At 44.1% G+C, this 20,283-nt stretch carries 14 protein-coding genes; 10 read left to right on the top strand and 4 right to left on the bottom strand.

The window, feature by feature from the left end:
* Nucleotides 1–160 precede the first annotated feature (160 nt).
* The 10 genes from WG943_RS01860 (at nt 161) to WG943_RS01815 (ending at nt 15,997) form a co-directional block, all read left to right on the top strand.
* Nucleotides 161–1,243 (top strand): efflux RND transporter periplasmic adaptor subunit, encoded by a 1,083-nt coding sequence (locus WG943_RS01860; protein ID WP_340406454.1) that lies wholly within the window; start codon nt 161–163, stop codon nt 1,241–1,243.
* Nucleotides 1,240–2,499: an ABC transporter permease gene (locus tag WG943_RS01855; RefSeq protein ID WP_340406453.1), complete on the top strand. Its 1,260-nt coding sequence runs from the start codon at nt 1,240–1,242 to the stop codon at nt 2,497–2,499. The genes WG943_RS01860 and WG943_RS01855 overlap by 4 nt, the downstream gene beginning before the upstream one ends.
* Before the next feature lie 234 nt (nt 2,500–2,733).
* Nucleotides 2,734–3,414 carry an ABC transporter ATP-binding protein gene (locus WG943_RS01850; protein WP_340406452.1) on the top strand — a complete coding sequence of 227 codons (681 nt, stop codon included), beginning with the start codon at nt 2,734–2,736 and terminating at the stop codon, nt 3,412–3,414.
* 114 nt (nt 3,415–3,528) lie between these two features.
* Nucleotides 3,529–7,542 (top strand): response regulator, encoded by a 4,014-nt coding sequence (locus WG943_RS01845; RefSeq protein WP_340406451.1) that lies wholly within the window; start codon nt 3,529–3,531, stop codon nt 7,540–7,542.
* Entirely contained in the window at nt 7,532–8,362 is an 831-nt protein-coding gene (locus WG943_RS01840; RefSeq protein WP_340406450.1) for a CheR family methyltransferase, read from the top strand. The genes WG943_RS01845 and WG943_RS01840 overlap by 11 nt, the downstream gene beginning before the upstream one ends.
* Nucleotides 8,362–8,928 carry a chemotaxis protein CheB gene (locus WG943_RS01835; RefSeq protein ID WP_340406449.1) on the top strand — a complete coding sequence of 189 codons (567 nt, stop codon included), beginning with the start codon at nt 8,362–8,364 and terminating at the stop codon, nt 8,926–8,928. The genes WG943_RS01840 and WG943_RS01835 overlap by 1 nt, the downstream gene beginning before the upstream one ends.
* On the top strand, nt 8,925–10,139 hold the full coding sequence (locus tag WG943_RS01830; protein ID WP_340406448.1) for a sensor histidine kinase: 1,215 nt from the start codon (nt 8,925–8,927) through the stop codon (nt 10,137–10,139). Before WG943_RS01835 ends, WG943_RS01830 begins: the two co-directional genes overlap by 4 nt.
* A gap of 244 nt (nt 10,140–10,383) precedes the next feature.
* Nucleotides 10,384–11,583, top strand: a complete 1,200-nt coding sequence (locus WG943_RS01825) for an anhydro-N-acetylmuramic acid kinase (protein WP_340406446.1) — start codon at nt 10,384–10,386, stop codon at nt 11,581–11,583.
* 53 nt (nt 11,584–11,636) lie between these two features.
* Complete coding sequence (locus WG943_RS01820; RefSeq protein WP_340406445.1) at nt 11,637–14,645, top strand: SusC/RagA family TonB-linked outer membrane protein; 3,009 nt, start codon at nt 11,637–11,639, stop codon at nt 14,643–14,645.
* Between the two features lie 26 nt (nt 14,646–14,671).
* Nucleotides 14,672–15,997: a RagB/SusD family nutrient uptake outer membrane protein gene (locus WG943_RS01815; RefSeq protein ID WP_340406444.1), complete on the top strand. Its 1,326-nt coding sequence runs from the start codon at nt 14,672–14,674 to the stop codon at nt 15,995–15,997.
* A gap of 88 nt (nt 15,998–16,085) precedes the next feature.
* On the opposite strand, the gene WG943_RS01810 is transcribed toward WG943_RS01815, so the two are convergent.
* The 4 genes from WG943_RS01810 to WG943_RS01795 all read right to left on the bottom strand — a co-directional run bounded on the left by WG943_RS01810 (nt 16,086) and on the right by WG943_RS01795 (nt 20,181).
* A complete protein-coding gene (locus WG943_RS01810) occupies nt 16,086–17,069 on the bottom strand; it encodes an ABC transporter ATP-binding protein (protein WP_340406443.1) in 984 nt (327 codons plus the stop codon).
* 211 nt (nt 17,070–17,280) lie between these two features.
* Entirely contained in the window at nt 17,281–17,718 is a 438-nt protein-coding gene (locus tag WG943_RS01805; RefSeq protein WP_340406442.1) for a COG2426 family protein, read from the bottom strand.
* 337 nt (nt 17,719–18,055) lie between these two features.
* Nucleotides 18,056–18,625 (bottom strand): class I SAM-dependent methyltransferase, encoded by a 570-nt coding sequence (locus WG943_RS01800; RefSeq protein ID WP_340406441.1) that lies wholly within the window; start codon nt 18,623–18,625, stop codon nt 18,056–18,058.
* Nucleotides 18,626–18,813: 188 nt separating this feature from the next.
* A complete protein-coding gene (locus tag WG943_RS01795) occupies nt 18,814–20,181 on the bottom strand; it encodes an APC family permease (protein ID WP_340406440.1) in 1,368 nt (455 codons plus the stop codon).
* Nucleotides 20,182–20,283 lie beyond the last annotated feature (102 nt).

The raw sequence follows: 20,283 nt of genomic DNA, 5'->3' as shown, positions 1-20,283 counted from the left end.
AACGACGAGTAGTAGCTAACGGTTTAAGGCAGCTGTTTTTATTCGTATCTTATAGTTGAATCTATGATATAAATCATCAAAATTACTGCCATCAAAGTATAAGATAATTGTAAAGCGGCAACTACCTTGCGGTGGCAAAGCCAAATCAGAAATTGTGCCCATGAAGCCATACTTTATTATTACCCTGCTACTGGTTATACTTGCTTCCTGTTCAGGTAAGCAAGAAAAGATACAGCCAACAGTAGAGGATATCACAGAGTCTGTATATGCTTCGGGTGTAGTGAAGAGCCGGAACCAATACCAGGTTTTTCCGACCGTGAGCGGGGTGATACAACAGATAATGGTAACCGAAGGAGATGTAGTGGAGAAGGGGGAGCCACTGATGAAGTTAGATAACGAAGCCGCTCGTTTAAGCACCGAAAATGCCCGCATTGCTGCCGAATATAACCGGGTAAGCGCCAATGCCGAAAAACTAAAAGAGGCACAAGAAACCATAGACCTGGCCCGCAGCAAAAAAGAAACTGATTCGCTACTCCTGGTAAGGCAACGAAACCTCTGGGCAAAACAAATAGGAACAAAGGTAGAGCTGGAGCAGCGCGAGTTAAATTACAAAAACTCACTAACGGCTTATAAGTCTGCCATATTACGCTACAACGATCTGCGTAAACAGCTCAACTTTGCCGCAAAGCAATCCCAGAAAAGCCTCCAGATCAGCGAAACCATGTCTGGCGACTATACGATTAGAAGCGAAACAGATGGCAAAGTATACAGTGTGCTAAAAGAGCAGGGGGAGTTGGTGAGCCCTCAAACGCCGGTGGCAGTAATGGGGGATGCCAACGAGTTTATACTTGAACTGCAGGTGGATGAGTATGATATTGCGCGCGTAAAGCCGGGCCAGCTGGTGCTCCTGAACCTGGATAGCTATAAAGGGCAAGTATTTGAGGGTAAAGTATACAAGGTGAACCCGGCCATGAACGAGCGTACCCGCTCATTTACTGTGGAGGCCAGCTTTGTTACGACACCGCCTGCCCTTTACCCAAACCTTACCACCGAAGCCAACATCATCATCCAAACCAAAAAAGATGCCCTTACCATACCGCGCGAATACCTGCTCGATAGCTCTTATGTATTAACAAAGGGCAAAGATAGAGTACAGGTGCAAACTGGTTTAATGGATTACCAGAAAGTAGAGATTGTGAAAGGGATTACAAAAGAAGATGTGCTGCTTAAACCTGCCCGATGAACAGTAAACTCATATTCGGCATAGCAAAGTCGCTGCTGCTGGCCCGCTGGCGGCAAACGCTGGTAGCGGCTGTGGGAGTAACGTTTAGCATAGCCATGTTTATTACGTTGCTTGGTTTTATGAACGGCCTCAACGATTTGCTTGATGGGCTTATACTTAACCGTACACCGCATGTGCGCCTATACAACGAGATCAAGCCCAGCGAAAATCAGCCAGTCAATACCCACTCCGATTTCAGAGGTTCCTATAACTTTATTAGTTCTGTTAAGTCAGGTGTTTCGCGGCAGGAGATCTACAACAGCGGGCCTATTATACAGGCTGTAAAACAAGATGAGCGTGTGCTGGGGGTGGCGCCAAAACTAAACACGCAGGTGTTTTACAATGAAGGCACCATCGATATTTCCGGCACCATCAGCGGCATTGACGTGGAGGAGGAAATACGGCTGTTCAACTTTCAGGATTATGTAACTACAGGCAGAGCCATAGATGTTAAAAATGTAGCCAACAGCATTATACTTGGCAAAGGCCTCGCCGATATTTTGGTGGCTGATATAGGAGATGTGGTGCAGGTAACAACCCCACAGGGAGAGCGCTTTTCGCTAAAGGTAGTAGGCTATTTTCAGTCGGGGATACAGGAGATAGACAAGGTGCAGAGTTATGCCTCCATCAATACCACGCAAAAGCTGCTGGGCAAACCTGCCAGTTATATAACCGATGTGCAAGTTAAACTGCACGACCTGGAAATGGCGCCGACTGTGGCAGCAGCATACGCAACTAAATTTGAAGTTGATGCCGAGGATATTCAAACAGCCAACGCCCAGTTTGAAACAGGCAGTAACATCCGTTCCTTAATTTCCTATGCAGTAGGTTTGGTGCTGCTGGTTGTAGCCGGTTTTGGCATATTCAACATCCTGAACATGATGATCTTTGAGAAGATGGATTCTATTGCCATACTAAAAGCAACCGGCTTTTCAGGTAGCGATGTAAACCGGATTTTCCTGCTGATATCGCTGAGCATTGGCTTCTTTGGTGGGGTGGTAGGCTTAGTTTTCGGATTTATTTTCTCTGTCATCATTGATAATATTCCGTTTAACACAGCTGCGCTCCCAACCATCAAAACATACCCTGTTAACTTTGATCCTCTCTTCTACATTATAGGCGGTACCTTCTCCATGATCACTACTTATTTTGCCGGTTTCTTTCCGGCTCGTAAAGCCAGCAAGGTAGATCCTGTAGAGATTATCAGGGGTAAGTAAAACCGGAGATACGAAAGATTAAATCGAAAGTAGAGAGTTGTCTACGGCTTTTGAAGATGGAGTTATACTTTGAATGCATAAGTCGTAACACTGCCGGAGGAATAAAATAACTACGGACTCCATACTTTGCCAAGGCAAAAGAAGAAAGTGCCGCTTTAATAGAGGCTTATTTTTTTGTGCGCTTACTTCCTCGAATAGGGAAGAGCACCTAAACTTATAGAATAAATACCTGACATGCACGACATCATACTACAGGCAAAGCGCATCAACAAATCGTTTCACGATCCGGTAACGGTACAGGTACTAAACGATATTACCTTTACTGTACGGAAGGGCGAATTTGTGTCGGTTATCGGGAAATCAGGCTGCGGTAAATCTACGCTGCTCTACATCCTATCCACAATGGATACAGATTATGAAGGTGAGCTTTTCATAGATCAGGAACTAATGACAGGCAGAAATGATGCAGAACTGGCACGTATCCGGAACGAGAAGATAGGTTTTGTGTTCCAGTTTCATTACTTGCTGAATGAGTTCACAGTGCTCCGGAACGTGATGCTGCCCGGCCTGAAACTAGGCAAGTATAGCGATCAGGAAGTGGAGCACCGGGCCATGGAGCATCTCAAGACATTGGGTATAGAACATCTGGCGCAAAAAATGGCTTTTAAGATATCAGGAGGTGAAAAGCAGCGGGTAGCTATCGCCCGTGCGCTCATCAACGATCCGCATATTATTATGGGCGACGAACCAACCGGAAACCTGGACACACACAACAGCAATCTGGTTTTCGATATTTTCAAGGAGTTAACAGAAGTGCATGACCAGACGCTCTTGATTGTTACCCACGACTCCAGCTTTGCCGAACGCAGTGGCCGCATCATTGAAATGGAAGACGGCAGCATTATAAGGCAGTAAGCTGTGCTCCAAATGCTTTTTAGTTAAGCTTATTGTCGCTGCCAGAATGCATCTTTAGGTAGGTTTTGTTAACTTGCAACTTGACACCCTCTAAGTTCAAACTATACCTAAAAGATGAACTTCATCAAAAACCTAAAAATCAGGAGTAAACTACTTATACTTCTGTCGCTTCTGTTATTTCCCCTTTTATACTTTGTAGTCTCCACCATCAGTCGTGAGATCGATGCTAATGAGAATCTGCAGCAGGAAGCAATACAACTCTCAGAATCAGAGAAAATTTCGGAAGTGATACATGCCTTCCAAAAAGAGCGGGCCCGAATATTGGCAGCAGCCGGTGGAGACACACTGATGATGGTGGAGGCAAAGGCACAACGAAATCAAACTGATGCCACAGTTCGTGACCTGGGTGATTTCTTGAGCAGTACCGGACGCGCCATGCAAGAAATAACTTTGCTAAACGACCTGAAAAGCTACCGAAACCAGCTGGACAACAGGCAGCTGGATGTTACAGAGTTTAGGCAATATTCTACAGAAGTTATCTTTGCTTTTCTGGATAGGATAGACCAAAATGCCACCGGCATAAATGATGCTTCATTAGAGTTGCAGCTATCTAACTTCAGGAACCTGGCAGAGGCTAAAATACAGTTAGCCAGAATAAGAAGTCTGCTTATGAATGCCATACTTTCCGGCGAACTTACTGTAAATGAGTTTGCCACGTTCAGGTCGCACTTTAATTTCTATAACGAGTCTCTCCGCAACTTCAACAGGTATGCTGACAATGAGTCGGCAGGTGCCATACAAGAAATCTTAACATCCGAAACCTACAAACAGGTTGAAAGCATTATGCAGCAGGTTAATGCAAACCCTGAGGTTAATGTTAGTGCCATGGATGCTACGAATGTTTTTAACTTGTTCACTGTAAGCATCGAGGATCTGCGAAAGGCAGAAACCGCACTGATTCAGAGAATCAGAACGCAGGTAGATGAGGATATCAGTGAAAGAAGAAACTTCCTTACTTTCCTGATCATTGTTCTGGTACTAATTCTGACAGTTACTACCGTTCTCGCACTCTATATCATCAACCTTATTTCATCTTCGCTTTCAACGCTTAGAACGGCTGCCGACAGAATAAAAGTGGGTGCTACAGATGTGATAATCGATGTAAACAGTACAGATGAGATCGGAAATGTAGCTGAATCTTTCAGGGGAGTACTAGAGAAAAACATTCACTTATCCGAAGTAGCACGTGCCATAGGCAAAGGGCAGTACGATATGGAGGTGGAAGTGCAAAGTGATAAGGACGTGCTAAGTTATACGATCCGTGACATGAAGGATAACCTGCAGCGTTTCACTACCGAAAACTCTAATAGAAACTGGATTCTGACAGGTATTGCCGATCTGAATGACATTGCTTCCGGTGAGAAGGAAATCAGGAGGATGTCTGAGAAAGTGATAAGCTTTTTGAGTAACTATACAGGTGCCGATACCGGTGTGTTGTACCTGCACAACGATAGCGGAAAATTACAGGCAACTGCAGGATATGGCCTTTCGCAAAGTATAGATCAATTGCCGTCTTTTATGATCGGTACCGGTAAGGTTGGCCAGGCCGTAAAGGAGCAGCGTGTAAAGGTATTGGAGAATGTAAGCGAAGAACACCTGCGCATTAAAACAGGTCTTACAGATATTACGCCGGCATCTATCATCATCATCCCGCTTCAGTTTTACGATACAATAGTAGGTGCCATAGAGTTAGGTACTAGGCAAAAGTATACAGAGCTGGAGTTAGAGTTTTTCAGGGTTGCCGCAGAGCGCGTTGCCGTTGTTTTACACACGCTAAAAACGCACCTGCAAACCGAAGAACTGCTTTACGAAACCCAAAACCAAGCCGAGGAACTGGAAACGCAGCAGGAAGAGCTAAGGCAGCTTAACGCGGAGTTGAAGGCATCAGAAGAAGAGCTGCGCGTAAACCAGGAAGAACTGCAGGAGAAAAACTCTGAACTGGAAGAGAAAGCGCAGTTGCTGGAAGAGCAGTTTGAGGCTATCCGCACCAAAAACAAAGCTTTAGAGGATGCACGCCAGGCCATTGAGCTGAAAATGCAGCAGGTAGAAACCGTAAGCAAGTATAAAAGCGACTTCCTGGCAAATATGAGCCACGAATTGCGCACGCCGCTAAACAGCATACTTATACTTTCGAGATTACTTGCTGATAACCCGGACCATACACTTACCGAAAAGCAGGTTGACCATGCCCAGATCATTCATAAATCAGGCAACGATCTACTCAAACTTATTAACGAGATACTGGACCTGTCTAAGATAGAGTCGGGTATGATTAAGCTGGAGACGGAGGAGATAAAGCTGGAGGATATTAAGATGGAGCCGATGTTCCGGGAGGTTGCTGCCCGTAAGGGAATTCGCTTAACTGAAACTCACCAGAACGGCACCATTGATACTATTACAACTGACCGCTTCAGGCTGGAGCAGATTCTGAAAAACTTTATCGGTAACGCCCTTAAGTTTACTGCTGAAGGAGGTGAAGTAAGTATTTCTGTTTATCCGGTAACTAAAAACAGGCCGCGCTTTAAATCAGAGCACCTGAACGAGCAGAAAGAACTTGTTGCCTTCTCGGTGCGTGATACAGGCATTGGCATACCGCAGGAAAAACAGGATGTAGTGTTTGAGGCATTCCAGCAAGTAGACTCCTCTACAACACGTAAGTATGGCGGAACTGGCCTGGGACTTACCATTAGTAAGGAATTGGCAACGCTGTTAGGTGGCGAACTGGTACTGGAAAGCAAGGAAGGCAAGGGCAGTACCTTTACATTATACTTACCACGCGTAGCCAGTCAGCAGGCTGCAAAAGCACCTGTGCAGCAGCATACAGCTACTACCCCAATACCTAAAGTAGAATCGGTGAGCCAGGCTTTTGAGCAGTTGGAGTCAAGTAATAACAGCGAAATCAAAATGCTGATCGTGGAAGATGACAAAGGCTTCAGCGATATTTTGGCAGACTTCGCACGCTCTAAAAACTTTAAGGTATTACAGGCTTACACTGGTAAAGATGGCCTGCAACAGGCACGTTCCGAAAAACCAGACGCTATGCTGCTCGACATCAACCTACCGGATACCACAGGTTGGGATGTACTGAAAGAGATACGCGAAGACAGGAACCTGCGCCATATCAGCGTACATGTAATGTCGGCTTACGATAAAGAAGTAACAGGTGGAGCCGATGTGATAGAAGAGTACCTGCCAAAGCCGGTTACCCTCGAAATGCTGAATAAAGCCTTTACCACTATCTCCGGAACGCTGGATAAATCCATTGAAACTATACTTATTGTAGAGGACAACGAAATAGAAAACAATGCGGTAGCAGAATTGCTGTTAGCACATGGGCTCAAATCTACGTCGGCGTTCTCGGCAGAGGAGGCGGAGCAGGTGCTGGCAAAACAAAAAATAGACTGCATTATACTTGACCTGAACCTGCCGGGCATGAAAGGCTACGACTGGATGAAAAAAGTAAAGTCTAACACAGGCCTTTCCGATATCCCGATCATTATTTACTCTGGCAAAGACCTGAGCGAGGAGGAGGAAACACAATTAAAGGAGTTTGCCAACACCATCATCATTAAAAACGAATACTCTTACCTGCGCTTGCTCGACGAGGTGCAGCTGTTCCTGCACAAGGTAAACCAGAAAGTGCCCATGGGTAAAGAGTTTAAAATGAAGCTGCACGTACCAGAGGAAATCTTACAGGGTAAAAAAGTGCTGATTGCCGATGATGATGTACGCAACATCTATTCTCTGAGCAGTTTGCTGGAAATGCACAACATAAAAACTGTGGTGGCTTATAACGGTGTGGAGGCACTTCAGAAGCTAGAGCAGGAAAAGGGCATTGATATGGTACTGATGGATATTATGATGCCTGAGATGGACGGTATAGAAGCAATAAAACGAATCAGGGATAATACTCGTTTTAAGCAGCTACCAATAATTGCCTTAACCGCTAAAGCTATGAAAGAAGACAGGGAAAAATGCTTGGAAGCCGGAGCATCTGATTATATACCTAAACCAGTGGATACTGATAAGTTACTGACGTTAATGCGTGTGTGGCTATATGAAGCATAAAGTTGATGCGCAGTTTGAGCAGGAGGTAGAGGAGCTGATAAAAGATATACATCAGCAGTATGGCTACGATTTTAACGGCTATGCCAGAGCATCTATCTATCGCAGGGTAAAGCGGTTTATAATTAATAACCACTTGCAAAGTATAGCTGCCCTTCGGAGCCAGCTGTTCGCTAGCAGCTATTTTTTTGAGGGTTTTCTGCAAGAGATCACTGTAAACGTAACCGAGATGTTTCGTGATCCTTCGTTTTTCCTGGCGCTGCGCCAGCATGTGCTGCCTATACTTTCTACATACCCGTTTATTAAAATCTGGGATGCCGGTTGCTCTACTGGCGAAGAATTGTTTTCGCTTGCTATACTTTTAAGAGAAGAAGGCCTGCTGGACAGGACCAAGATATACGCCACCGATATAAACCAGAAGGTGCTGAAACAGGCAAAGGAGGGGATTTTTCCGGCTTCTAACATTGCCGCCAATACAACAGGCTATTACGAATCAGGAGGTAAGCAGGAGTTCTCAAATTACTACGTAAGCAACTACGGCAGCGTAAAGTTTGACTCTACACTGATAAAAAACGTGGTATTTTATCCGCACAACCTGGCTACCGACTCTACATTTAATGAGTTTCATCTGATTTTATGCCGCAATGTGCTGATATACTTTAACCGGGAGCTGCAGGAACGGGTATTCAGGCTGTTCGACGAGAGCTTGGTAGACTTAGGCTACCTGGCCTTGGGCAAAAAAGAAACGTTGGCTATGTCGGGTGTTTTTAATAAATATACTTACGTAGATAAGGATAACCGCATTCACAGAAAGGTTAACTGATGAGCAAAACTACTGAACTGGTTGTGATCGGCGGCTCTTGGGGGGGGATTCATGCATCGTTGGAAATACTGCAGGAGTTGCCCGAAAACTACAGTATACCTATTGTGCTGGTGCTGCACCGCCTGCGTAATTACGAAGGCAGCCTACAGGAGTTATTTGCCAAGAAATTAAATCTGCAGGTAATAGAAATAGAAGAAAAAGAGCAAATTAAGAGTGGATTTTTGTACATTGCTCCTGCAAACTATCACGTTTTACTCGAAAACGACAGAACATTCTCGTTAGACGTGTCAGATTTAGTAAATTTCTCACGTCCTTCTATCGATGTAACGTTTACGAGTGCCGTCGCAGTTTTTGGAGACAGTGTTGCAGGTATACTGCTAAGCGGCGCCAGCAAAGACGGTAGTACAGGTCTGAAAAATATAGCCGACGCAGGAGGCATTGCTATAGTTCAGGACCCTGCGGAGGCTGAGGTGGATACTATGCCCCGATCAGCCATCGATATTATACCTGATTGTTCTATCCTAAACTTAAAGAGCATCAAAGAATACTTACTTTCCCTTACATGACGACCGACCAGCAAACAAATATTTCACCTTTGGTAACGGATGTTGCGCATCCTGTTAAAATCCTGTTGGTGGATGACCTGGCAGAGAACCTTATAAGTCTGGAGAGTCTGCTATCGGATGGGAGTGAAGCTATTACCTATCTTTTTGCCAGATCTGGCGAAGAGGCGCTCAAAATTGCCCTGCAGGAAGAGCTTGCGCTTATATTAATGGATGTGCAGATGCCTGAGATGAATGGCTTTGAAGTGGCGCGCTACCTAAGCAATACCTCTAAAACAAAGCACATCCCGATCATTTTTGTTACAGCTATTGATGAGCAGGCAACCCATGTGCTTGATGGCTTTGAGGCTGGTGCTGTAGACTTCCTGTTCAAGCCGCTGCACCCGTTTATAACACGTGCGAAGGTAGCCTCGTTTATACGTTTTTATCTTCAGAAAAAGGAGCTGGAGCGAGCCAACAAAATTGCCATTGAAGCGAATAAAGACCTGGAGGAAAGGGTAGAGGAGAGAACCCGTGAATTGACCCGGGTAAACAAAGATCTGGATAATTTTGTATACACTGCCTCTCACGACCTAAAGGCGCCTATCAATAATATTGAAGGCCTGATGACAGCACTGCACGAAACTCTTAATGAGCCAGTTGCGGATATGAAAGAAGTTGCAAACCTAATGGAGATGGTGAACGAGGCAATTGGCAGATTTAAATTAACGCTACAGGATTTAACCGAAATAGCCAAAGTACAGCACGAAGACAGCTCTGGGAAATACATTGTAAATTTTGCTGAAATACTAAACGATGTAAAGCTGAATATCAACGACTTGATCAACAGCTATGAGGCTACCATTACTGAGGATTTTTCGGCTGCCCCAGAGATTGTATACTCCAGAAAAAATCTACGCAGCATTATCTATAATTTACTCTCTAATGCGATAAAGTATAGTGACCCAGACCGGAAGCCTGAGATCAAGTTGCGAACTTTTACCTTAGGTAATTACACCGTACTTTCTGTAAAAGACAATGGACTTGGTATGCGCCTTGAAGATAAGAAGAAAGTATTTGGTATGTTTACCAGGATGCATACACACGTAGAAGGTACCGGTGTAGGTATGGCTATCGTGAAAAGGATAGTAGAAAACAGCGATGGTAAAATAGAGCTTGAAAGTGAGGTTGGCATAGGGTCAGAGTTCAGGATCTACTTTAAAAGCGAAGTATAAAGTATAAGGGAAGCAAATAGCTTCCCTTTTTATTGATATACATTGGAGCACTAATTATGACCGTGAGTTTACAGAAAGCTTAAAGCAAAGTATGCAGCTGTAATATTGGTTAGTTAGGAAGTTAAGACCTGATTTACCTCTGTACGTTAAGATTTACATACTTTAGGGCTGATATTCTGCAACACCGGTTTAGCTTTGCAGAGAGCAAACTATACTTTTAAACTTCCCACATTTTAGTAAAACCATGAATAAAAACTTAAGGCACCTCTTCAAAATAGCAAACAAGAAAACCAGAACTATTATAGGCTTGATGTCGGGTACATCGCTTGACGGACTTGATATTGCGCTCTGCGACTTTACAGGCCATGGGACTGACACCCAGATATCCTTGCGTGCGTTTGCTACCATGCCTTACGACACAGCTTTTAAGCAGGAGGTAAAACCAATTTTCTCGAAGCGGCAGGTAGACCTGGAAAAAGTATGCCTGATGAATGCCTACATTGGTAGCTTTCATGCAGAACTTATTAACCGTTGCCTGAAACAATGGAACATTTCTGCTGATGAAGTAGATGTAATTGCCAGCCATGGGCAAACTATTTACCATGCGCCAGCTTCGCTACATGGAGTTACAGGTATGCCAGATGCCACCTTACAGATTGGTGATGGAGATCATATTGCAGTTAAAACCGGTATTATTACTTTAAGCGATTTCAGACAAAAGCATATAGCAGCTGGTGGCGAAGGTGCACCGCTGGCTGTATATGGCGATTACCTCCTGTTCTCCAAAAAAGATCAGAACCGCATCATGTTAAATATTGGAGGTATTGCCAATTTTACCTTCCTTCCCGGTGACCTGAACACGTCGCGCATCTTCTCTACAGACGTAGGTCCGGGTAATACGCTGATGGATGCCTATGTGCAAAGTATGTTTCCGAACAAATATTTTGATGCTGATTCGGAGATTGCTTTAAAAGGCACGTATAATACAAAATTAGTAGCCGCCTTATTAGATCACCCTTTTTTTAGCCAGAGTTTTCCTAAAACAACAGGCCCTGAACTTTTTAATCTGGCATATCTGGAGCAGGCACAAAAAAAGACCGAAACAACCCAGCTATCACCAGAAGATGTGATGGCCACCCTTAACCGTTTTTCTGCAGTTGGTATATGCGATGCATTGTCAAGAACACTGAAAGGCGAACAGTTCGAGATATTTCTAAGTGGCGGAGGAATGCACAATCCGCTGCTGATCAGCAATATTAAAGATATTATCAAAGACATAACTATAAGAGATACTGCAGAGTTAGGCGTATCTCCGGATGCCAAAGAAGCTGTACTGTTTGCCACATTGGCAAATGAGAGTTTGGTAGGTGAGCTTATAGATTTCGGACCAGCACAAACCAGGGTTCCAGCTGTGCATATGGGCAAAATCAGCTTACCAACTTAAGCAAAGTATAATGTAGTGCCTTAAATTTTATAACTGTACAAAATATACTTACTATGAGAAAAATCTACTTTAGAGGGTGGGCTTGGTTTAAGTTCACCCTGCTGTGTTTGTTCTTAGTCAGCCTGTTAAATCAGGAGGTGTTTGCACAGGCACGCTACACTATTTCGGGTACAGTAACTGATGCCCGCACAAAGAGTCCGTTACCGGGCGTTGTTGTCAGAATCCAAAACACAAATACTGCCACGGCAACCGATGCAAATGGCAGCTATAGTTTGGCAACTACTCAGCCTGCAGGCACCTACCGCTTAGTTTTCTCACTTATAGGTTTTAAACCGGAAACCAGAGAAGTAGTATTGGGTGCCTCTGAAAACGTTACGGTAAATGTACTGCTAAGCGAGGATATTGTGGGTTTGGATGAAGTAGTTGTTACTGGTACGTCAGTTGCAACAAGCAAGAAGCAATTAGGTAATGCTATTTCTACAGTATCTGGTGATGTACTGGAGAATAACATCGTTACTTCTGTTGATCAGGCTTTAGCCGGTAAAGTAGCCGGAGCACAAATCACACAAAACTCAGGTAACCCTGCAGGCGGTATCAGTGTGCGCCTTAGAGGTACAAGCACGGTAGTAGGCTCCGGAGACCCGTTGTACATTGTAGATGGTGTGATCATCAACAACAATTCACCAGAGCTGATTGATTTGGGTGGTTATGCACAGAACCGTTTAGTGGATATCAACCCGAATGATATTGAACGCATTGAGATCATAAAAGGGGCAGCTGCAGCGGCAATCTATGGGTCCAGGGCCAGTAACGGTGTGGTGCAGATCTTTACAAAGCGTGGTAAGGAAGGTAAGCCTAAAGTTACCGCCTCTACCCAGTTCAGGATAAGTGAGGTGCGCAAAACACTGGAGTACAATGATTATCCTTTCCGGTTTGTAAACACGTTACCTGGCGACCTCACACAGGAACCGGTGCAACGGTACGATTATCAGGACGAAGTATTCCGAACCGCTTTTGGCACAGAAAACAATTTATCTGTATCGGGTGGTAGCGCTAATACGCAGTATTTTTTGAGTGCCAGCTTTTTAAGGAATCAAGGTATTATTGATGAAACGCAGTTTACGAGAGGCAGTGCACGCGTTCGTTTAGACCAAACACTAAACGACTGGATGTCTGTTTCATTTGGAGCGAACTACGTACTTAGCACCAGCGAAGAGATCCCAAACGGTGGGTTAAACGAAGCATACGGTGCATTAACCGGCTTCATTTTTAGCAATAATTTTATCAATCCTGAACCAGTTAACGGTGTTTACCCTTCAACAGCGCCAACAAACATACTCAGGAGAACTAACCCGCTGGAAGCCATTGATCGTTTTGATTTTCAGCAGCGAACCAACCGCTTTATAGGAGATTTACAGCTAACGCTTACCCCAATAAACAACCTGAATATTAATTATGTGTTGGGGTATGATAATGCGACCCAAATTGCTACAGGTTTTATTCCGGTAGGTAATACCACGCCTTCTTATAACGCTGGTTACTCACGGCGCGCAGATCTAACGTCTTATCGCCTAAACAACGACTTAAACATCTCTTACAGAACAATGCTGGCAGATTGGCTAGAGTCTACAACTGGTGTTGGAGCAACAGCCCAGGTAGAGAAGAACTATTCTACGGCCATTAATGCTACCCAACTCGGACCAATTGCGCGTACAGTCAACACTGGAGCTAACATAATCGGCAGTGAAGGAAGAAGTGATATCAATATTTTAGGTTTTTTTGCACAGCAGACTCTCGGCTTTGGTGATCGGCTTTTCCTGACAGGTGCCGGACGCTACGACGTATCTTCAGTTTTTGGTAGGGATAACAGATGGCAATTCTACCCGAAATTAAGTGCGAGCTACCTCATATCAAACGAAAGTTTTTGGGAAGGCATCAGCAGCATTATTCCTATACTTAAGCTAAGAGCCTCTTATGGGCAGGCAGGTAACTTAACAGCTATACCTGCTTATGGGCGCTATACAAACTATAACCCTGTTGCTTTACCTGGCTTACCTGGTGTAATCTCTTCTACACAATTAGGTAACGAAGGAATAAAACCCGAGCGGCAGGTAGAAACAGAAGTTGGTGCTGACATGAGTTTTCTGGATGGCAGGTTAGGCCTTGAGTTTACTTACTATAACAAAGATGTAGAAGACCTGCTGTTATTTATAAACCTTACGCCATCTACAGGTTTCGTGAACCAGTATGCCAACGTAGGCACCATGACCAACAAAGGCGTTGAGCTCATGTTAACTGGTGCACCAATCCAAAAAGAGAGAGTGAAGTGGACATCCACGTTGATCTACTCCCGAAATAAAAATGAACTGAATGATATACCAGGAGGAGTTGTAACTTTTCCTGGTGGATTTGGGCAGGTGGCTGCCGTAAATGGTTACCCGATCGGAGCGTTTTACAGCACATATTTTGCCCGTAACCCTGATGGGTCGTTATTGCTTAACCCAAACGGCCTGCCACAGGCCGAACGAGTTGGCCGAAACCCTGAAACCGGGCAGCCCACTGGCGCAACAAGACCTAAAGTAATCGGAGACCCCAACCCAGACTGGACAGGTTCTTTTATAAATGAAGTAACGATTGGAGGTAACTTCTCCTTCCGGGCACAGATTGATGCAGCGTATGGTTTTGATGTTTTTAACTTCACCCGCCGCGTTGGAGAACGAGATTTGTATGGTGGCTTGTCCGGGTATGAGCCAGAGCTCAGAGGCGAAGTGCCTAAAGGTACCTCAGCTGCCTTGTTTGGTATATTTGAGAATTACATTGAAGACGGCTCTTACATTAAATTAAGAGAGATATCGGTAGCTTATACGTTAACCCCGGCTTTCTTAGGGGGCAACAACCTGCGCTTAACACTGGCCGGCAGAAATTTACTCTCTATAGATGATTACAGCGGCTACGACCCAGAGGTTAATGCAGCAGGACAAACGAATGCAGTGCGTGGCTTTGATTTTGTGGAAGTACCAATACCGAGAACCTACGCCCTAGGTGTACAGGTATCGTTTTAATCTTCTCTACTTCTAAAGATAATCATATGAAAAATATAACTTCATTTATAAAAACAGGGGTATTAGCTGGCTGCCTGCTGCTAACAAGCAGTTGCGAGCTCGATTTACCCAACCCAAATGCTGCCAGCGACCTTGAAGTACTATCCTCTCGCGAAGGTATAATTGCACTAAGTGTTGGGGTAAGGCAGTTTTATTCAACGGCAGGTTTAGAGGCTGCATATTTATACCCTGGCGTAACAGGACGCGAGCTAAAGGGTGTGGCCACTTTTACGAATGTGCTGGAACTGGAAGCGGGAGGTACTGCATTGCCAAGTTTCAACGGCAATATCTTAAGCTTGTGGTCTAGAATGCAGCGCACAATGAGCATGAGCGATCAGATATTGACAAATGCACCAAATATTTCAGGTATATCAGATGGGACGTTAAGTGGTATACTTGCACATGCTCATTTGTTTAAAGGTATGGCTTTGGGCACACTGGCGTTGGCATTTGAGCAGGCAAACACAGAAACAAGTATAACCGAAAACATTATGTTCAGGCCAAGGGCAGAAGTACTGGAAGCAGCAATCTCTAATTTTAATCAAGGCATCGCGCTGCTTGATGCTACACCGGTTTCTGCGGAGTTTACAACGCTTGTAACCGGCAATGCTTTTGATTTGAAAAATTCATTGTATGCTATGAATGCAAGGTATAACCTATTTGCTGGTAACTATGATGCGGCAATCACAAACGCTGATCTTGTAAATTTAAGCGCAACATCAGAGTATGTTTACAGTACCCAAAGTGTAAATCCGATTTTTAACACCACTAATCTAGAGGTAGGCTTAGGCTACTTCAGGCCACGTGATAATTTCGGATTGCCTCAAGAGCTTTTTGAGGAAGGCGATGCTCGTGAAGATTTTTACCTGACTGGGCAAACAGATATAGTAAACGGAGACCCAGTACGTACACTTCAAGGCTTTTTCGACACACAAACAACAGAAATTCCTGTATACCTCCCAGACGAAATGAAGCTGATAAAAGCCGAGGCTATACTTCGTAGCGGTGGATCATTAGAGGAGGCACTTAATCTTATAAATGAAGTAAGAACACAAACAACAGGAGACCCATTTGGTGTGCATGCTGCTTTACCGCCTTACAGTGGGCCTGTTACAAGAGATGCACTGTTGCTGGAAGTATACAAACAACGCGCTGCAGAGTTATACTTGACAGGTCAAAAATGGGAAGATAGTCGTCGCTTTGGCCGGCCTGCACCCCCAGAAAATACAGCAGAACGTAACCGCAACTTCTATCCATACCCTGACCAGGAACGATTGAATAACCCAAATACTCCAACTGACCCTGTAATTTAATTTGCAAGGTTTTTAAACACGAACAGCCGCTTAATTTTTTAAGCGGCTGTTCGTGTTTATACTTTATACATGCTGGTAATTATTTTAATCAGAAGCCCCATGCAGCACCTGGTGCCAAAGCCACATATACATTATCTCCCTGTTTTATCCCGTTTTCCAGTGTTTTTACCAGTAGGGTAGTATCACCAAGTATAACTTCTGTTTCGTAGTGGCTACCGTAATAAGTAATCTTCTGTACCTTACCTGCCTGCCCACTTGTTCTATCTGCTGTGAATTTTAGGTGCTCCGGCCTTACCATTAAAGGTTTATCATTTAGTTTAACCTGCTTTACACCTGGAAAGATTGTAACAAGTGCGGGGGGTATCAGGTTATACTTCCCGAACAAGCCAGCTGTGTACTCATTTACAGGTTGCCTGTATACTTGCTCTGGCGTTCCTGTTTGCTGCAATTTCCCGTCTTTCATTACCAGAATCTCGTCTGCCCAGGATAGCGTATCGTCAGGATCATGTGAAATCAGGATACATGTTATTTCCAGGTTTTCACTGATGTTGTGGATTACAGCTTTGAGCGTACTTTTGTGAACCATGTCGAGGTTAGAAAAGGGCTCGTCTAGCAGCAGAAGCCGTGGAGAGGAGGCAAGTAGTCTGGCTAGAGCGATGCGCTGCTTTTCGCCACCTGACAACTGGTTTGTTTTACGCTTAAGCAAATGCTCAATCTGGCAAATAGCATACAGGTTTGCGGCCTCTGCTGCTGGCAGTGTGTTTGCATACTTTAACACCTGTTCTACTCTTAGAAATTGTGGCAGCTCATACTGCTGCGACAGATACGCAATTCCAGCATGCCCCGGCACAAGCACATCGTGTGGCCCCTGTACTTTCTCGCCTTCAAACATTACCTGCCCTGAAACCGGCTGAACCAATCCGGCGATGGTTTGTAGTAAAGTGCTTTTACCTGAGCCAGTTTCGCCGGCAATGGCTATATGCTGAAATTGCTGCTGTGTAAAGCTGATGTTGTCGAGAATAGTAATACCATCTTCAACTACACTTATGCCGGATACATTTAGAAAACTCATAAATCGGGAAGTATAAGTATAACCCTCACGCCAATTATAGCTTTAATATTACTTGTAGCTGTAAACAGAGTGAGAACTAAATTCAAAGTATAAATAACCTGCGGTATTGGCCAAAGGCTAAAAAAGCAGCCTGCCTGCAATATGCTCCTTCCGGATATACTACAGGCAGGCCGAATCTACTGCTTCAGGAGAGACTTTCTCTAAAACGAGATTATAATTTTGTTAAACCCAGGTGGCCAAGGTAGGTACCTGCAGCCATAAAGGCAGAAGAAATAATTACGCCAAGGCTAATGGCGAGAAATGCTCTTTTACGCTCTATCTTAAAAATGTTGGCGGCAATAGTACCCATATAAGCACCTGTGCCTGGCAGCGGGATCATCACAAATATCATTAAACCCCAGAAACCGTGTTTCTGAACATTGGAGCCTGCTATTTTTTTAGCCCTTTTAGATAGGTAGATAACTCCCCTTTTGTATAATCTGAATGGCCAGAAATATTTGCTGAAAGAGTCGATCAGCCACATAAACACAGGGTATACCAAAGTATTTCCTATGGTGCCTATCAGAAACGCCCAGATAAAGTGGATGTTGTTTAAAATAGCATACGGTATACCAGCTCTGGCCTCGCCAAAAGGTGAAATGCTCAGCAAAAAGGTATATACAAGAGTTTCCAGCATAAATACTCAAAGAAAATTCAAATCTCCTAAATAATACAATCTGTGGCAAGTAGAAGTTGCACATACTTGTCGTGATACAACATTTTATTTGACTCTGATCGGCTTATGGGTAACAGGGCAGTGCAAATAATGATTCAAACGAAATCAGTTGTTTGTTTCGTGTGTCAGGTTGCCTGATACCATGGCAGCACCGCTATAAAGCTAATTGTGGAGTAGAGTTATACTTTACTCAATTAAAAAGCAGCTCCATATGTATCTGGAGCTGCTTTTTATTATAAGTTAAATGATTGATTAGGGTAATGCTACCCCATTACTTCTTTTCTGGTACTGTCCATAAATAAATTTTAGCGCCATCTACCTCAACTGTTTTGTCTGGTTCCCAATCACCCATATCAAATGCATGCGAAACAATTCGAGAACCCGGCTTAAGTTCGCGGAGTAGTTTAGGTCGCAGTTTCATGTTAACAGAAGGCAGCAGGTACAGCGTTACAACAGAAGCTTTGCTGAAATCTGCCTCAAAAAGATCTCCCTGAATAAATTTTACCTTGTTTGTAACATTTGCCTCCTTAGCATTCTGGTTTGCTTCTGATATGCGTTCCGGGTTAATATCTACGCCTGTGCCTGTGGTTCCATATTTTTTAGCAGCTGTAACAACAATTCGGCCATCTCCGCAGCCTAAATCATACAAAACATCTTTGCCACTAACATTTGCCAGCTCCAGCATAGCATCTACTACAACTTGACGGGTAGGTACATAAGGTACATCAAGTTTTGGGGGCGAAGTTGTTTGTTTAGGAGGTGCTGATGTCTGCGCTAGGGCAGAGGAGGTTGACAAAATGGTGAGCAGGAGTGCTAGAATAGAAAATTTAAGTCTTTTCATCGCTTTACAGTTTGGTGTTAAAAAAGATTTGGATCGCGTAACCTGCTAAATGTGGCATAGTCGGCAGGCTAGTAAGGGTAACTCGCAGTAGGCTTAGCAGCTATAATAATTCTCAAAGTATACGTAATGCTTTGACATGCAGTTGAATAAGCGCGATGTTATGTTGAGTTTGACTGCTCGAACTCCATCTATGATGATCTGTTCCTATACTTTTCGATAATAGGCAAAGCCAGTAGCAGCAATACACCCACAAAAAGGACTGCCATACCTACCAAAGCTCCAATACCTGTATACATAAGGCTGGAGTATAACAAGTAAGCACTTGTGAGGCAAAAGACAAGAGGCAAAACCGGGTAGAGCGGCACTCTAAATGGCCGCTCCAGATCAGGCTCTTTTCTTCTTAAAACAAACAGGGCAATGCCTACCATCAATAGGAAAAACCAGAAAACCGGTGCCGTGTACTCTACAATGGTTTCGAAACCGTTTCGGGTAAAAAAGCCCAACCCAACCAGCGCCAGAGAAATTGCGCCTTGTACCAGAAAGGCATTTACTGGTGAGGAGGTTTGGTAATTCCATTTTCCTAACAGGCTGAAAACCGGGAAGTCGCGCCCCAAGGCATAGTTGGTGCGGGCACCAGTAAAAATGGTGGCATTGGCTGAGGTTAGTGCTGCTATGGCAACCAATATACCGATTAAATACATTGCACCCTCCCCGAAGGTAGCGCGCATTAAGTCATTGGCAACGGCACTGGATTGTGCCATGGTATTGATGCCAAGAACATTTAGGTAAGCAAAATTAATGAGTAGGTATACTATGGTTATAATAAAAATGCTTAGAATAAGCACCTTCACCATACTTTTACTACCGGACTTTAGCTCAGCAGAAATATAAGCGGCCTCGTTCCAGCCGCCAAAAGTCAGCAATACAAAAACCATTGCCAGACCTACAGATGTTGTGGATGCAGTACCTGCAGGAGTTGGAGCAACTGGCTCTGCAGGCGCAAAGAACAAACCGGCCACTACAATGGCTAATATGCCAAAAACCTCTATTGCTGTCAGTAACTTTTGTGTACCTGCGCCAAATGTTACGCCTACCATATTTATAGCTGTAAGTACTATAACTACCACCGCGGCATATATCACAGACGAAAACTCTCCTATACTATATAACTGCGACAGGTAGTCTCCTACAATAAAAGAAAGCAATGCTATAGAACCTGTCTGTATGACACTCATCCGTGACCAAGCAAACAGAAAGGCAAGCCTTTTACCAAACGCGCGGGTCAGGAAGTGGTAATCGCCACCGGTATGGGGAAAAGTGGTGGTTAATTCTGCATAGCATAAGGCGCCAACCAACGAGACTGCTCCTCCCAACACCCAGGCTATTAGAAACATAAAGCCGCTATCAGTGTTAGCGGCTACCATAGAAGGTGTTCTGAAAATACCTGCTCCGATAACAATTCCCACAATAACGGCTATGGCATCTGTCATACTCAGCGCACGTTTGGGCTGCGGTGTAGTTTGTGGTTCTAACGTTTGCGTAGATTCCTTACTCATATAGCCATATAGGTTAAAGATCCTGTAGTCTGATTTAAGCTATAGTTCAGACTACATGTATACGCATACTTTGGTTGTAGTAGGCTATGATTTAACGAGTTA

Source organism: Pontibacter sp. H249 (assembly GCF_037892465.1).
In the GTDB taxonomy this organism is placed as follows: Bacteria; Bacteroidota; Bacteroidia; order Cytophagales; family Hymenobacteraceae; genus Pontibacter.
The sequence above is the reverse complement of the archived record's forward strand: the minus strand, read 5'-3'. Positions and strand labels throughout refer to the sequence as shown.

What these genes read in the sequence shown, in the direction of transcription:
- WG943_RS01855 (WP_340406453.1), top strand. Translation starts at nt 1,240, where the DNA reads ATGAACAGTAAACTCATATTCGGCATAGCAAAGTCGCTGCTGCTGGCC.
- WG943_RS01825 (WP_340406446.1), top strand. Translation starts at nt 10,384, where the DNA reads ATGAATAAAAACTTAAGGCACCTCTTCAAAATAGCAAACAAGAAAACC.
- WG943_RS01820 (WP_340406445.1), top strand. Translation starts at nt 11,637, where the DNA reads ATGAGAAAAATCTACTTTAGAGGGTGGGCTTGGTTTAAGTTCACCCTG.
- WG943_RS01810 (WP_340406443.1), bottom strand. Translation starts at nt 17,069, where the DNA reads ATGAGTTTTCTAAATGTATCCGGCATAAGTGTAGTTGAAGATGGTATT.
- WG943_RS01835 (WP_340406449.1), top strand. Translation starts at nt 8,362, where the DNA reads ATGAGCAAAACTACTGAACTGGTTGTGATCGGCGGCTCTTGGGGGGGG.
- WG943_RS01795 (WP_340406440.1), bottom strand. Translation starts at nt 20,181, where the DNA reads ATGAGTAAGGAATCTACGCAAACGTTAGAACCACAAACTACACCGCAG.
- WG943_RS01800 (WP_340406441.1), bottom strand. Translation starts at nt 18,625, where the DNA reads ATGAAAAGACTTAAATTTTCTATTCTAGCACTCCTGCTCACCATTTTG.
- WG943_RS01830 (WP_340406448.1), top strand. Translation starts at nt 8,925, where the DNA reads ATGACGACCGACCAGCAAACAAATATTTCACCTTTGGTAACGGATGTT.
- WG943_RS01850 (WP_340406452.1), top strand. Translation starts at nt 2,734, where the DNA reads ATGCACGACATCATACTACAGGCAAAGCGCATCAACAAATCGTTTCAC.
- WG943_RS01815 (WP_340406444.1), top strand. Translation starts at nt 14,672, where the DNA reads ATGAAAAATATAACTTCATTTATAAAAACAGGGGTATTAGCTGGCTGC.
- WG943_RS01860 (WP_340406454.1), top strand. Translation starts at nt 161, where the DNA reads ATGAAGCCATACTTTATTATTACCCTGCTACTGGTTATACTTGCTTCC.
- WG943_RS01840 (WP_340406450.1), top strand. Translation starts at nt 7,532, where the DNA reads ATGAAGCATAAAGTTGATGCGCAGTTTGAGCAGGAGGTAGAGGAGCTG.
- WG943_RS01845 (WP_340406451.1), top strand. Translation starts at nt 3,529, where the DNA reads ATGAACTTCATCAAAAACCTAAAAATCAGGAGTAAACTACTTATACTT.